Consider the following 13,606-nt stretch of genomic DNA (forward strand, 5'->3'; position numbering starts at 1 on the left):
GCTTGACCTTTGCGCCCCGGCCCAACCTCGATCTGGCGGTGATCGGCAACTGTGCCATCGGCGTCCTGGTGGACTGCTACGGGCGGATGGTCTGGGGCTGTCTGCCCGCGTTCGATGGCGATCCCTGGTTTAGCGCCCTACTGGGAGGCGAGGAGCCGACCGAAGGCTTCTTCGCCATCGAGCTCAAGGGGCAGCAGCGCTGCGAGCAGGAATATCGCCGCAACTCGGCGGTGCTGGTCACGCGGCTCTATGCCGAGGACGGCAGCGCCGTGGAGATCACCGACTGCATCCCGCGCAGCAAGCTGTTCGGCCGCACCTTCCGCCCAACCATGATCGTGCGCCGCATGCGCCCGATCAGCGGCACGCCGCAGGTCCGCGTCGTCCTCCGCCCCACCTGCAGCTACGGCGCCGAAAAACCGCAGGTCACACGCGGCAGCAATCACGCCCGCTACATCGGCCCCTCGTTCACCTTGCGGCTCTACGCCACCGCGCCGTTGGCCTACATCCTGCCCGAGCGCTGGTTCCTGCTCGAGGAGGACGAGCACCTGCTGCTGGGGCCGGATGAGAGCCTGGCCGAACCGGTGGAAACCGCGGCCAACCGCCTGATTGCCGAGACCGATGCCTACTGGCGGGACTGGGTGCGCTCGCTCTCCATCCCCTTCGAGTGGCAGGAGGCGGTGATCCGCGCCGCCATCACGCTCAAGCTCTGCAGCTACGAGGAAACCGGCGGCCTGATCGCGGCGCTCACCACCTCCATCCCCGAGGCGCCGGGCTCGCAGCGCAACTGGGACTACCGTTACTGCTGGCTGCGGGACTCCTACTACACCGTCAATGCCCTCAATCGCCTGGGCGCCACGCGCACCATGGAAGGCTATCTGCGCTACATCATGAACGTGGTCTCGGCGGCCCCGGACGGCTACCTGCAGCCGGTCTTCGGGCTCGACCTGGAACAGCGCATCGACGAGCGCGTGGTCGAGAGCCTGCCCGGCTATCGGGGCATGGGGCCGGTGCGCATCGGCAATCAGGCCTACACCCAGGTCCAGAACGACGGCTACGGCAGTGTGATCCTGGCCGCAACCCAGTGCTTCTTCGACCAGCGCCTGATGGCACCCGGAACGCTCAATCTCTTCCGGCGTCTGGAGGAGTTGGGCGAGCAGGCGATCCGGCGTTTCGACACCCCGGATGCGGGCCCCTGGGAGTACCGCAGCCGGCAGATGGTCCACACCTACTCCACCCTGCTCTGCTGGGCGGCCTGCGACCGCCTGGCGCGAATCGCGCGCCGCCTGGGGCAGACCCAAAAGGCGGCCTACTGGCACACCGAGGCTGAGCGCATCCGCAGCGTGATCCTGAAGCGCGCCTGGAACGACAAGCTGAACAGCTTCGTGGCCACCTTCGAAGGCGAGACCCTCGATGCCAGTCTGCTGCTGATGCAGGAACTGGGCTTCGTCGAGGGCAAGGACCCCCGTTACCTGGGAACCGTGGCTGCCGTGGAGCGTTCCCTTATGCGGGAGGGTTACCTTTTGCGGTATCATGCAGCGGACGATTTCGGAGTACCTGAGGTAGCCTTCACCATCTGCTCATTCTGGTATGTGGACGCCCTGGCCGCGACCGGGCGGGAGGAAGAAGCGCGCGCGCTTTTCGAAAACCTCCTGGCGCGGCGCAACCACGTCGGCCTGCTCTCCGAGGATCTGGACTCGAAGACAGGCGAGCTCTGGGGCAACTTCCCCCAGACCTACTCTCTCGTCGGCATCATTCATTCGGCAACGCGCCTCAGCCGGAGCTGGGAGGCTCTGTGATGCGGCGCCTGCTGCTGCTTTCCAACCGTGTCACGCCTCTGCAAACCGGCGCCGGAAACCGCGGCGCAACCGGGGGACTGGCGGTGGCCATTCACGACGCGCTGTCGGAAAGCCACGGCCTCTGGTTCGGCTGGAGCGGTCGCATTGCCGAAAGCGAGACGGAGCGCAGGCTCAACACGGAGGACAAGGAGCATTACCAGGTCACCACCATCGATCTGACCGAGGCCGAACTCGAGGGCTACTACAACGGCTATTCCAACGGCGTGCTCTGGCCGATCCTCCACTACCGCGCCGACCTTATGGAGTATCACAGCGCGCATTTCGAAGCCTATCGCCGGGTCAACGAACTCTTCGCCGAGCAGCTGGCGCAGCAGGTACGCGCCGGCGACCTGATCTGGATCCACGACTATCACCTGCTGCTGGTGGCGCAGGAACTGCGCAAACGCGGCGTGGACAACCCCATCGGTTTCTTCCTGCACACTCCCTTCCCGGCCCCCGAGGCCCTTACTGCCCTGCCGAACCACCGCGAACTGATGCAGGGGCTCTGCCACTGCGACCTGATTGGGCTGCAAACCCGCACCGACCTGCGCGCCTTCCTGGACTATTTGCGCTTCGAAGCCGGGGGCAAGGTGCTGGACGAGGACCGCATCGAGTGCTTCGGCCGCCGTCTGCGCGCCGGCTGCTTTCCCATCTCCATCGATCCCGACAGCTTCTCTCAGGCGGCGGCCCAGGTGCGCAACGAGGCCCGGCGGCGCCTGCTCGTCAGCCTGGATGGCCGGCGCCTGCTCTTGGGAGTCGACCGCCTGGACTACACCAAGGGTCTGCCCCAGCGCTTTCTCTCCTACGAGCATCTGCTCGAGCATCATCCCGAACACCGCAGGCGCGTCGCCTTCCTGCAGATCGCCCCCCATTCGCGCTCGGAGGTGCCGGAGTACATTTACCTGCGCCGGCGCCTCGAAGAGTTGAGCGGGCACGTCAACGGCCGCTTCGCCGAACTGGACTGGGTGCCGCTGCGCTACGTCAACCGCGGCCTCTCGCGCAGCGCTCTGGCCGGGGTGCTGCGCATCGCCTCGGTCGCGCTGGTCACGCCGCTGCGCGACGGCATGAACCTGGTGGCCAAGGAGTATGTGGCCGCACAGGACCCGGAAGATCCGGGCGTCCTGCTGCTGTCACGCTTTGCCGGCGCGGCGCATGAACTGGAAGCGGCGCTGATCGTCAATCCCTTGGACTACGAGGCCACCGGCGAGGCCCTGCACCAGGCGCTCGCCATGTCCCTGGAGGAACGGCAGGAGCGCTGGCAGGCCATGATGGAGGTGATCCGGGCCCAGGATGTCACCCGCTGGTGGCGCAGCTTCGTCACCCGCCTGGCCGAGGACGCCTGGGCAGCCTGATCAGGCCCTTGCCACCCTGGTCCCGCTGTTCCCGCTGTCGAGCAACTGCGGGCGGGACAGCCCGGCCAGCTGCAGCATGTGCCAGGCCAGCACCTGGTTGCTGGCCAGCACCGGCTTGCCCAGCCGCTCGCGCACCTCGGCCAGAACCTCGACAGCCTGCAAGTTGGTGCAGGAGGCGAAGACCGCCTCGCAGTCATCCTCGCCGCCGATCCGAAGCAGGGCTTCGCGGATCGAAGCCGGAGCAATTCGCGCCACCACTCTCTCCTCCTGCTGGTCGAAGCTACCGAAGGCGGGCACGGCAATGCCGGCCACCTTAAGCCCATGCAGCAGGACTTCGGAAACGGAGCGGATATAAGGGCTGACCAGACCGAGGCGCCGAATGCCGAGGCTGCGGCAGGCCGCCTTCAGCGCCGTCATGGGGTCGGTCACCGGCACGGCCGGCCGCGCCTCTGCGATCAACGCGGCGACCCGCGCCTCGCCCAGTAGCGTCGCCCCGGAGGTGCAGGCATAACCGATGGCGCCCAGGCCGGCGTGCGCGGGCAGCAGCGCGGCACTCGCCGTCAGCCGCTGGCTCATGGCAGCGATGCTGTCCGGCGTCAGGTCGCTGCCGCTTTCTATGCGCGTGTGATAGAGGCGCGCGGCGTCGAAGGGCAGCAGCCTGCGAAAATCCTCCTCGACCGTTTCGTCCACGCCCAGGACGATGAGGCCGAGCGCGACGCGGCCGGGCGCTTGCGAATCAGCCAGGGTGTAGGGCAGGTGCATGAGCAGCGTTCCCTCAGATGACCGGCAGCTGAGGCGGGGCACGGCGGCTGAGCCAGCGCGCACCCGCCTCCTCGATGACGATATTCTCCTCGTGCACCATCATCCGTTCCGGGGCGAAGGTCATGCCCGGCTCGAGCGTCAGGACCATGCCGGGGCGCAGTTCCGTCTCGTCCCGAGCGGTGTGCGAGGGCCACTCGGTGAGCTGCATGCCCAGCCCGTGCCCCATGCGCCCGACAGCATTGCCGTGCGCGCCTCCACGCTCGAGTACCGCCTGCATGGCCTGGAAGACATCGGCACAGCAGGCGCCGGGCCGGGCCGCCGCGAAGCCGGCATCCGTGGCCGCGAAAACCGTGTCGTAGGCCCGCTGCACTGCTTCATCGGCCCACCCGAACGCGTAGTTGCGGTCGAAATCGCAGAAATAACCGTCGAACGTCGCGCCGGTGTCGAGGATCAGCACGTCGCCTGCCGCGACCGGCCGGTCGGCGGGCGGCGAGATGATATCGTCGTAACCGCCGGGTCCGGCACCGCCAACCAGATAGGCCACGTCGTCCACGCCGGCGGCCAGGCAGGCCTGCTTGAAGCCGCGAAAGATCTCCACCTCGCTCATCCCCAGCGCAAGCCGTCCAGGCAGCGTCTCGAACACGCCGCTGACCAGGCCGCAGAGGTGCTCGATCTTGGCGATTTCCGCCGGCGACTTGATCATGCGCAGGGCCCGGATGACCGGCCCGGCATCGGCCACCCGTACCCCCGGCAGCAGCGCGAGCAGGCGCTGGTAGTCCGCCAGCGGCATACGCAGGTGCGTCTCCGGTCCCATGGGAAGGCCCAGGCGACCGCCCTCGCCCAGCGGCCCGCGCAGGGTATCGGCGAGCAAGCTCACCCCCTCGTCATCGGGCGCGGGCGACTCCCAGCTGCGAATGTCCTCGACCCAGGTCCGGGTCATGCTGGCGGCACCGATTGTCGGAATCACTGCGATCGGCTTTCCGGCGGCCGGAACGACCAGGAACCAGGGCCGCGTGGGTGACTGCCAGAACTGGGTGAGGAAACCGGAGAAGTAGCGCACCTCCGGCTCGGTGGTCAGCAGCAGCGCGTCCAGCCCGGCCTCCGCCATGGCGGCCTGGGCGCTTGCGGTGCGCGCGGCATACTCGGCCTCTGGGAAGCCCCGCGGCGGCGCGGCGTTCATTGGCCGGATGCCGCTTGCGGGCCGCTGCCAACCAACTGTCGATAGATGTCCGGGTCCGTCGCCCCCTCGCTGCCCAGCAGGAACACCCGGCTGTCCGGCCCCAGGCCCAACCCCGCCCGCAGGGTCTCGTCCTGTGCTGCGGCGATGAGGCCGATGAGACCGGCCACCGCCGATTCTCCGGCAACGATGGCGCCGCCGCCGGCCTCGCCCGAGGCCAGCAGGCGCATCGCCGGCGCCACGCCCTCCTCGCCGATAGTGAGGTAGTCCGAGGCACCAACCTTGAGGATGTCCCAGGCCAGCAGAGAGACGGTGCCGCAGGACAGCCCCGCCATCAGAGTCTCCTCCTCCAGCAACACCTGCGTCGGCTGCCCGGCGCGGGCCGTGGCAAGGATGCAGGCAGCGCTGGCCGGTTCCACCACCACGGTCCGCGGCCGCCTCTCACCCAGACCCTGCCAGAAGCGCGCGCAGAGCGCCGCGGCCACGCCGCCAACGCCGCCCTGGATGAAGAGGTGGGTGGGGGGCGCGTCGGCAAGCTGCTTCAACGCTTCCGAGGCCATGACGCTGTAGCCCGCCATCACCTCACGCGGTACGTCGGTGTAGCCCTCGTAGGAGGTGTCCGAGACCACGAACCAGCCGTTTTCCTCGGAGTCGCGCGCGCAGCGGATCACCGATTCGTCGTAGTCCCCCTCGATGCGCACCACCTCGGCGCCCAGCGCCTCCATGGCCTGCTGCCGTCCAGTGCTGACGGTGGCGTGGATGTAGATTCGGCAGCGACAGCCGGCCATCTGCGCGCCCCAGGCCACCGAGCGGCCGTGGTTGCCATCGGTGGCCGTGGTGACGGTCAGCTCCCGCAGCTGCTCCCGGAACGCTCCAGCGCGGATGCGGCTGAGCGCCGGCGTCGTGCCGCTTTGCTCAGCCACCTGCGCCGCCGCCAGGCGCAAGACGCCATAGGCTCCGCCCAGCGCCTTGAAGCTCTCCAAGGCGAAGCGATGGCTCTCGTCCTTGTAGTAGACCGCGCCCAGACCCAGCGCCTCGGCCAGGCGGTCGAGCTGCTGGATCGGCGTCGGCGCATAGCCCGGCCAGTCAGCGATCTCCGCCAGCGCCGCTTCGGCCATCGCCGGCGAAAGCACGGCATCCAGCGCCGCGGGCCAGGGCCCCTGCGTCACAGACAGGCTCGCATGGTCGAGAATCCGCGGCGGTGGCTTCAGCATCTCATCCTCTTGGTCCGGCGTCTTTTCAGGCTGACGGAAGATGCCTAGCCTAGAGCAAGCTCGCTTTGGGCGGAATCGGCTTTCTGATGGAGACGTCCCAGCCATGACGCTTTCAGGGACCAAGGCCCTCTGGCTGGTGGCGGACATCGGCGGCACCAACGCCCGCTTTGCCCTCTATCCCGCCGGTTCGCTGGCACGCCAAGACGCCCTCTATCACGCGCGTATGGCCACGGCCTCGGTCGCCGGGCCGGCCACGGCCATCGCTCGCGTCCTGGAGCAGGCCGACTGCCCGACCCCGGCCGCGGCGGCCCTGGCCATCGCCGCGCCGGTGGGAAGCCACAGCGCGGATGCGGAGATCAGCCTGACCAACGCGCGCTGGCGCTTCACGCCCCGGGCCGTGCAGGCGGAACTGGGGCTGGAGCGTCTGGAGGTTGTGAACGACTTCGCTGCCCTGGCGCATGCCCTGCCCCTGCTGACCGATGGGGACCGCCGACCCCTGGGGCCGGCACTGGCACCGAGGCCCGGCAGACCGATCTTGGTGCTCGGTCCCGGCACGGGGCTGGGCGCGGCGGCCATCGTCGCCGACCGGCACGGCGGCTGGACCGTGGTGCCCGGCGAGGCCGGCCACATGACGGCCGCTGCCTGCAACGCAGAGGAAGCAGAGGTTCTGGACCAGCTGCGTCGGGAACGCGGGCATGTCTCTTATGAGCGCCTGGCCAGCGGCCCCGGCCTGGTGGAGATTGCCGAGGCGCTGGCAGCGCTGCGCCGCGCACCCGCCCCGCCAGGCACACCGGCCGAAGTCGTGGCGGCCGCCCGCGCCGGCGATCGCCTCTGCGAGGATGCCATCGGGCTGTTTCAGAACTGGCTGGCAACGCTGGCCGGCGACCTCGCCCTGGCCTTCGGCGCCCTGGGCGGCGTTTATCTGGCGGGCGGGGTCCTGGGCCATCTGGAGGGGCTGTTCGACGCCGAGGCTTTCCGTCGGCGCCTGGAAGACAAGGGGCGCTTCTCGGACTATCTCGCCCGCGTGCCGCTGTGGCGGCTCACCCGGCCCGACGCCGCGTTTCTGGGCCTGCGCCGCCTGCTGAGCGAACCGCCGGAGCCCGGAGACCTCCAACAGAACTAGACCAGATCGACTCAAATCCGGTTCGCGAAGCGACCCGGTTTGAGTCGTGAATCTGCCCTACACTCTTGGTTCAGAGCGGATTCACCGCTCTAGGCCGTGGCTACTGCGACGGCTCGTCCTTGGGCGTCTCTGGCGCCGGACCGCCCGGCTCACGCGCGTCGAAGGTGCCGGCCTGGCGCATCTCGATCACGCCGCGGCGGATCTCGCGGGTGCGGCGGAAGAGGTCTTCCAGCGTGTCACCCTCGCCCCAGCGGATCGCGCGCTGCAGCGCCGTCAGGTCCTCGCTGAAGCGCTGCAGCATCTCGAGCACGGCTTCGCGGTTGTTGAGGAAGACGTCGCGCCACATCACCGGATCGGAGCCGGCGATACGGGTGAAGTCGCGGAAGCCGCCGGCGGAATAGCGGATCACCTCCTGGCGCTCGCTGGCCTCCAAATCAAAGGCCGTGCCAACGATGGTGTAGGCGATGAGGTGCGGCAGGTGGCTGGTGACCGCGAGCACCTTGTCGTGATGCGCGGCGTCCATGCTTTCCGCCATGGCGCCACAGGCTTCCCACAGGGCCTTGACCCGCGCCACCGCCTGGCCGTCGCAGCCCGGAGGCGGCGTCAGGATGACGTAGCGGTTCTCGAAGAGGTCGGCAAAGCCGGCGTCAGGGCCGCTGTGCTCGGTGCCGGCAATGGGATGGCCCGGCACGAAGTGAACCCCCTCCGGCAGGCAGGGGCCAACGTCGCGGATGACCGAGAGCTTGACCGAGCCCACGTCGCTGACGATGCAGCCGGGGGCGAGGCTGGGCGCCATGGCCTCGGCGACGGCAGCGTTGGCGCCCACCGGCAGGCAAAGCATGACCAGATCGGCGCCGGCCACGGCGTCGGCCGGGCTGTCGGTCAGGCGGTCGCAAAGCCCCAGCGCCGCGCTGCGCTCACGCACCGCTTCGGCGCCATCGAAGCCGACGATCTCTTCGGCCAGGCCGCGCGTGCGCATGACCCGGGCAAGAGAGGAGCCAATAAGGCCAATGCCGAGAATCGCGACGCGCTGAAAGGGAACCGTGCTCATTGCTCGAAGCGGGAGAGCGCGTCCAGCACCCGCGCCATCTCCTCGTCGGTGCCGATGGTCACCCGCAGGTGCTGCGGCAGTCCGTAGGCATCCATACGGCGCACCAAGATACCTTCCTGCTTGAGATGGGCCGCCGCCGCAGCCGCATCGCCGAAGCGCACCAGGACGAAGTTGCCCTCGCTGGGTTCGGCGCGAAGATTGAGACGCTTCAGCCCCTCGATGAAGGCAGTGCGGGCCGCGGCGTTGTGCCGGCGCGAGCGCTCCAGGTGCTCGCTGTCGCCGATGGCCGCCACCCCGGCAGCCTGGGCCGGGGCCGCCACATTGAAGGGCCCGCGCACCCGGTGCAGCACGTCGGCCACCGCCGGCGGGCAGTAGGCCCAGCCCAGCCGCAGGGAGGCCAGGCCGTGGATCTTCGAGAAGGTGCGGGTCATCACGACGTTATCGTGCTTTTCCACCAGCGCGCTGCCGTCGCTATAGTCCGCCCCCTCCACATACTCGGCGTAGGCGGAATCGAGCACCAGCAGCACCGAGTCCGGCAGGCCGGCGTGCAGCCGCTCGATCTCGGACGCCGGCAGGCAGCTGCCGGTCGGATTGTTCGGGTTGGCCAGGAACAGCAGCCGCGTGCGCTCGGTGACCGCAGCCAGCAGCGCATCCACATCGGCCGTCAGTTCGCGCTCCGGCGCCGCCACCGGCGTCGCGCCGACGCTCTTGGCGGCGATGGGGTACATGAGGAAGCCGTGGCGGGAATAGAGCACCTCGTCGCCCGGTCCGGCATAGGCGCGGGTGAGCAGGGAAATGAGCTCGTCGGAGCCGGCACCGCAGACGATGCGCGCGGCATCCAGGTTCAGGGCCTGCGCGATGGCCTCGCGCAGCGCCACAGCACCGCCGTCTGGATAGCGATGCAGCTCGTCCGCCACCGCGCGATAGGCCTCCACCGCCCGGGGGCTGGGGCCGAGCGGATTCTCGTTCGAGGCCAGGCGAATCACCCGCTCAACGCCGGGAATGGCAGCCTCCCCGCCGACATAGGCGGCGATCTCCATGATTCCGGGACGGACTTGCAAAGGCATCAGCTACGCTCTCGTTCCTTGGCGGCAACTCTCGGGTCGACCAGTTCGGCTTCGGCGAAGGGCAGGGGATAGCTGCCGATCAGCCAGCAGTGCTGAACCCGCCCGCCGCTCGTGTCCAGCAGGCGCTTCAGGCGCGGGTCGTCGCGCCCCACGAAATCGGCGACCTCCACCAGGAGGAGATAGCCCTCCGAGGGGCTGTCCCACAGCACCGTATCATGGACCGGCAGGTCGGCCTTTTCCACCAGGCTGCGCGCTGCGCTGCGACTTAGTTCCGATCCGGCCTCGAGGACCAGGAAACTGTGATCCGCACCCGAGGGCTCGGCATCGACCAGGCCAATGACCAGCGCTGTCTGGCCGGCGCCCGACGGCGCCGCAGCCGGCGCAAAGGGCAGGTAGCCAATGATGCGCGGCACCTGCTTGCCCCCGCGCGCCAGATAGCGCCACCAGGCATCCGGCGCATCGCTGGCCGCCGGCGGCAGCAGCCCGATGCTGCATTCTTCCTCAACGACAGCGTTGATCACCTGCACCGCTGAGCCACGCTCCAGCACCGGGGTCAGCACGCCGAAATGGTCGCGTGCCAGCCCAGTCAGGTTGCTGCCCGGCTCGGCGCTGTAGGCGGCCACGGCGAATGGCCCTTGCTGGGAGAGGGAGTCGGCCAGGATCTCGCGCCAAAGACGCACCAAAACGGCACGCGGCAACGGGCCCGCATGGCGCGCAACCAGGCGGCGGAGAACCTGCATTTCCCGCGCCAGGCGGAAGGAGGTCGGCCCTTTCGGCTTGGCATTGGCGATGGTGCGCGAAACCTGGGTGCGGCGCATCAGGAGATCGTGGATCTTGCTGTCGATCTCGTCGATCTCGCCACGCAAGCTGTCGAGGGATGGAGTGCTATCCATCATTGTCCGGGATCTTGGTTCCAAGGGCGCCCAGTGTTAGTCGCAGAATCGACGAAAATCAAAGGAATCCCGCAACCTTTGCGCTGAACGGAAGCCGGGGCTGCTTCCCGGAAAGGGGCATTGACAGAAAGGGGCGCCGCTTCCTTAGTGTGCGATCGTTCCGCCGTTTGCACCCCGTTACACCAGAGTAGTCGCAGCTTCGCAGCCCATGGCCGGTCCAAGCTCCTCGAAAACCCCGGAGATTCAGCGCGCCCTGCCCGGTCACCGGCTCGAAATCGGACCGGAGCGACCTCTGGAGCTGGACTGCGGTGCCACTCTTGCACCGGCGGTGCTCGCCTACCAGACCTATGGCGAGCTGAACGCCGAGCGCAGCAATGCCATCCTGGTCTTTCACGCGCTCACCGGCGACCAGTTCGCCGCCGAGGATCACCCGATCACCGGCCGGCCGGGCTGGTGGGAAGTGATGATCGGTCCGGGGCGGCCGCTCGACACCCGCCGCTATTTCATCATCTGCGTGAACGTACCCGGCGGCTGCATGGGTTCGACGGGGCCGAAGGAGATCAATCCAGCGACCGGCGAGCCCTGGGGCCTCGATTTTCCCGTGGTGACCATCGCCGACATGGTGCGCGCACAATTGCGGGTGCTGGACGATCTGGGCATCGACAAGCTCTTCTGCGCCATCGGCGGCTCCATGGGTGGGATGCAGGCGCTGCAGATTGCGGCGCACCACCCCGAACGCGTGCACAGCGTCATCGCCATCGCTACGGCCGCCCACCACAGCGCGCAGAACATCGCCTTTCACGAAATCGGCCGCCAGGCGATCATGGCCGACCCCGACTGGCGCGGAGGGCGCTATCTCGAGGCCGGCAGCGTGCCGCGCCGCGGCCTCGCGGTGGCGCGAATGACCGCCCATGTCACCTATCTCTCCGAGCCGGCGCTGCACCGCAAATTCGGCCGACGGCTCCAGGACCGCGGCGCGCTCAGCTATGGCTTCGACGCGGATTTCCAGGTGGAGAGTTACCTGCGCTACCAGGGCGCCAGCTTCGTCGAGCGCTTCGATGCGAACTCCTACCTCTACATCACCCGGGCCATGGACTACTTCGATCTCGCCGCCGACCATGCCGGCGTGCTGGCCGGGGCCTTCCGTGACTCGCCGGTGCGCTTTTGCCTGGTCTCCTTCACCAGCGACTGGCTCTTCCCGACGGCCGAGGCCAAGCGCGTGGTGCACGCCCTTAACGCCGTCGCCGCCGACGTCAGCTTCGTGGAGATCGAAAGCGACAAGGGACACGATGCCTTCCTGCTGAACGAGCCCGAGTTCCACGCCACGCTGCACGGCTTCCTCAACGGCTCGGCGGAACGGCTCGACCTGCCGACAGGAGACCTGATTCCCCTCGAGCTGGGCGAACGAGACCCGAGCGAAGAGCGGATCTCATGAGCCGACCGCAACCTCTCTCCGTGCCAGCACCGGGCAGCCTCGGGCGTTCGGACCTTCGGCTGATCGCCGAGCTGATCGAGCCCGGAAGCCGGGTGCTCGACATCGGCTGCGGCGACGGCATGCTGCTGGAGTTCCTGGTGCGGGAAAAGTCGGTCGTCGGACGCGGCATGGAGCTGAGCCAGGAAGGCGTGAACGCTTCGGTCGCGCGCGGTCTTTCCGTGGTGCAGGGCGATGCGGACACCGCGCTGTCCCATTATCCGGACGGCGCTTTCGATGTCGCCGTGCTGAGCAAGACCCTGCAGGCGACCCGTGACCCGCGCGCCGTCCTGCGGCAGCTGGTGCGCATTGGCCGGCGTGCCATCGTTTCCTTCCCGAACTTCGGCTACTGGCGCATCCGCCTGTCCCTGCTGCTGCACGGCCGCATGCCGCAAACGCCCTCGTTGCCCGAAGCCTGGTACGAGACGCAGAACATCCACCTCTGCACCCTGCTGGACTTCCTGTCGCTGTGCCGCGAGGAAGGGATTGCCGTGGACCATGCCTTCACGGTGCGCGACGACGGCACGCCGAAAGAGATCACCTCGCCCACGCTGGCCAACCTCCTGGGACAGGACGGAGTGTTCCTTCTAAGACGCGATTGAAAGACCGTCCAATGAGGGACGCACAGTGAGGGACCGGGCATGACCGCGGGGCAATCGGCGTGGCGTGAGAAGCTGCGGGCGCTGGTCGAGCACCCGCGCACCCAGCGCACGATCATGGCGCTGATCGTCATCAACGCGGTGGTGCTGGGCCTGGAAACCAGTGCCACGGCGCGCGAAACCGCCGGCGACCTGCTGCGCCTGCTCGACAGCCTGATCCTGGCCGTCTTCGTCGCCGAACTGAGTGCGAAGATGCTGGTCTACGGCCGGCGCTTCGTCCGCGACCCCTGGAACATTTTCGACTTCCTTGTGGTGGCCGTGGCGCTGGTGCCGGCCACCGGCAACCTCTCGGTCCTGCGCGCGCTGCGCGTGCTGCGCGTCATGCGCCTCGTCTCCGGCATCCCCTCGATGCGCCGCGTGGTGGGCGCGCTGCTGAGCGCAATCCCCGGCATGGGCTCGATCGTAGCCCTGCTCGCCCTGGTCTATTACGTCTTCGCCGTCATCGCCACGCGGCTCTACGGTGCCAGCTTTCCGGAGTGGTTCGGCACAATCGGCGCCTCATCCTACTCGCTGTTCCAGATCATGACTCTGGAATCCTGGTCCATGGGCATCGTGCGGCCGGTGATGGAAACCTATCCCATCGCCTGGCTCTTCTTCGTGCCCTTCATCATGCTGACCTCCTTCACCGTGCTGAACCTCTTCATCGGCATCATTGTCGACGCCATGCAGAGCCAGCACCAATCGGAAATCGAGGCCGAGCGCGAACAGGCCCACGCCGATGCCGCGGCCATCCTGGAAGAGCTGCGCAGCCTGCGCCAGGAGGTGGCAGAGATGCGCCAGGAGCGGCGACCGGAGGATCAGAGGCAGTAGGGCGGCTTCGGCACGTGTTGACGATTTCCGTGTTCTGCTCGGCAGCTCAACGCCGGAAATTCGGCCCCCTACCCCCCCGCTGCACGGTGATTGATCCGGGAGGAACCGCTTACCACGGCCGTCATCGCGAGGAGGCGAAGCCGACGCGGCGATCCAGGGCCATTGGCTCGCGGCCCTGGACTGCCGCGCTCC

12 protein-coding genes are annotated in these 13,606 nt (G+C 68.2%); 6 read left to right on the forward strand and 6 right to left on the reverse strand.

Translation table 11 applies throughout. The features are described from left to right. Positions 1-2 precede the first annotated feature (2 nt). Both ABZ720_RS16555 and otsA read left to right on the forward strand, forming a co-directional pair. A complete protein-coding gene (locus tag ABZ720_RS16555) occupies positions 3-1,796 on the forward strand; it encodes a glycoside hydrolase family 15 protein (RefSeq protein ID WP_366556635.1) in 1,794 nt (597 codons plus the stop codon). Then, positions 1,796-3,187 (forward strand): alpha,alpha-trehalose-phosphate synthase (UDP-forming), encoded by a 1,392-nt coding sequence (otsA, locus tag ABZ720_RS16560; protein ID WP_366556636.1) that lies wholly within the window; start codon positions 1,796-1,798, stop codon positions 3,185-3,187. The genes ABZ720_RS16555 and otsA overlap by 1 nt, the downstream gene beginning before the upstream one ends. Here otsA and ABZ720_RS16565 read toward each other — a convergent pair whose 3' ends face one another. From ABZ720_RS16565 to ABZ720_RS16575, 3 genes are read right to left on the reverse strand one after another with little or no spacing between them, the layout of a single operon-like run. Next, complete coding sequence (locus tag ABZ720_RS16565) at positions 3,188-3,949, reverse strand: maleate cis-trans isomerase family protein (protein WP_366556637.1); 762 nt, start codon at positions 3,947-3,949, stop codon at positions 3,188-3,190. Between the two features lie 13 nt (positions 3,950-3,962). Continuing rightward, a complete protein-coding gene (locus tag ABZ720_RS16570; RefSeq protein WP_366556638.1) occupies positions 3,963-5,129 on the reverse strand; it encodes a M24 family metallopeptidase in 1,167 nt (388 codons plus the stop codon). After that, complete coding sequence (locus ABZ720_RS16575) at positions 5,126-6,340, reverse strand: diaminopropionate ammonia-lyase (protein ID WP_366556639.1); 1,215 nt, start codon at positions 6,338-6,340, stop codon at positions 5,126-5,128. The genes ABZ720_RS16570 and ABZ720_RS16575 overlap by 4 nt, the downstream gene beginning before the upstream one ends. 103 nt (positions 6,341-6,443) lie before the next feature. Between ABZ720_RS16575 and ABZ720_RS16580 the strand changes: the two genes are divergently transcribed. Beyond that, on the forward strand, positions 6,444-7,463 hold the full coding sequence (locus tag ABZ720_RS16580) for a glucokinase (protein ID WP_366556640.1): 1,020 nt from the start codon (positions 6,444-6,446) through the stop codon (positions 7,461-7,463). Positions 7,464-7,563: 100 nt separating this feature from the next. Here ABZ720_RS16580 and ABZ720_RS16585 read toward each other — a convergent pair whose 3' ends face one another. The 3 genes from ABZ720_RS16585 to ABZ720_RS16595 are packed head-to-tail and all read right to left on the reverse strand — an operon-like array spanning position 7,564 to position 10,477. Next, on the reverse strand, positions 7,564-8,514 hold the full coding sequence (locus ABZ720_RS16585) for a prephenate/arogenate dehydrogenase family protein (RefSeq protein WP_366556641.1): 951 nt from the start codon (positions 8,512-8,514) through the stop codon (positions 7,564-7,566). Then, on the reverse strand, positions 8,511-9,581 hold the full coding sequence (gene hisC, locus ABZ720_RS16590) for a histidinol-phosphate transaminase (protein WP_366556642.1): 1,071 nt from the start codon (positions 9,579-9,581) through the stop codon (positions 8,511-8,513). Before hisC ends, ABZ720_RS16585 begins: the two co-directional genes overlap by 4 nt. Continuing rightward, entirely contained in the window at positions 9,581-10,477 is an 897-nt protein-coding gene (locus ABZ720_RS16595) for a chorismate mutase (RefSeq protein WP_366556643.1), read from the reverse strand. Before ABZ720_RS16595 ends, hisC begins: the two co-directional genes overlap by 1 nt. A gap of 205 nt (positions 10,478-10,682) precedes the next feature. On the opposite strand from ABZ720_RS16595, the gene metX reads away from it, so the two are divergent. From metX to ABZ720_RS16610, 3 genes are read left to right on the forward strand one after another with little or no spacing between them, the layout of a single operon-like run. Continuing rightward, positions 10,683-11,909, forward strand: a complete 1,227-nt coding sequence (gene metX / locus ABZ720_RS16600) for a homoserine O-acetyltransferase MetX (protein WP_366556644.1) — start codon at positions 10,683-10,685, stop codon at positions 11,907-11,909. Then, a complete protein-coding gene (gene metW / locus ABZ720_RS16605) occupies positions 11,906-12,547 on the forward strand; it encodes a methionine biosynthesis protein MetW (RefSeq protein ID WP_366556645.1) in 642 nt (213 codons plus the stop codon). Before metX ends, metW begins: the two co-directional genes overlap by 4 nt. Before the next feature lie 39 nt (positions 12,548-12,586). After that, entirely contained in the window at positions 12,587-13,414 is an 828-nt protein-coding gene (locus ABZ720_RS16610) for an ion transporter (protein ID WP_366556646.1), read from the forward strand. Positions 13,415-13,606 lie beyond the last annotated feature (192 nt).

This window comes from Aquibaculum sediminis, from assembly GCF_040712085.1.
Classification (GTDB): domain Bacteria; phylum Pseudomonadota; class Alphaproteobacteria; order Kiloniellales; family DSM-21159; genus Aquibaculum; species Aquibaculum sediminis.

Bases quoted from the DNA above. Each gene is read 5' to 3' on its own strand.
- otsA (WP_366556636.1), top strand. From the start codon at position 1,796: ATGCGGCGCCTGCTGCTGCTTTCCAACCGTGTCACGCCTCTGCAAACC.
- ABZ720_RS16565 (WP_366556637.1), bottom strand. From the start codon at position 3,949: ATGCACCTGCCCTACACCCTGGCTGATTCGCAAGCGCCCGGCCGCGTC.
- ABZ720_RS16570 (WP_366556638.1), bottom strand. From the start codon at position 5,129: ATGAACGCCGCGCCGCCGCGGGGCTTCCCAGAGGCCGAGTATGCCGCG.
- ABZ720_RS16575 (WP_366556639.1), bottom strand. From the start codon at position 6,340: ATGCTGAAGCCACCGCCGCGGATTCTCGACCATGCGAGCCTGTCTGTG.
- ABZ720_RS16580 (WP_366556640.1), top strand. From the start codon at position 6,444: ATGACGCTTTCAGGGACCAAGGCCCTCTGGCTGGTGGCGGACATCGGC.
- ABZ720_RS16585 (WP_366556641.1), bottom strand. From the start codon at position 8,514: ATGAGCACGGTTCCCTTTCAGCGCGTCGCGATTCTCGGCATTGGCCTT.
- hisC (WP_366556642.1), bottom strand. From the start codon at position 9,581: ATGCCTTTGCAAGTCCGTCCCGGAATCATGGAGATCGCCGCCTATGTC.
- ABZ720_RS16595 (WP_366556643.1), bottom strand. From the start codon at position 10,477: ATGATGGATAGCACTCCATCCCTCGACAGCTTGCGTGGCGAGATCGAC.
- metX (WP_366556644.1), top strand. From the start codon at position 10,683: ATGGCCGGTCCAAGCTCCTCGAAAACCCCGGAGATTCAGCGCGCCCTG.
- metW (WP_366556645.1), top strand. From the start codon at position 11,906: ATGAGCCGACCGCAACCTCTCTCCGTGCCAGCACCGGGCAGCCTCGGG.
- ABZ720_RS16610 (WP_366556646.1), top strand. From the start codon at position 12,587: ATGACCGCGGGGCAATCGGCGTGGCGTGAGAAGCTGCGGGCGCTGGTC.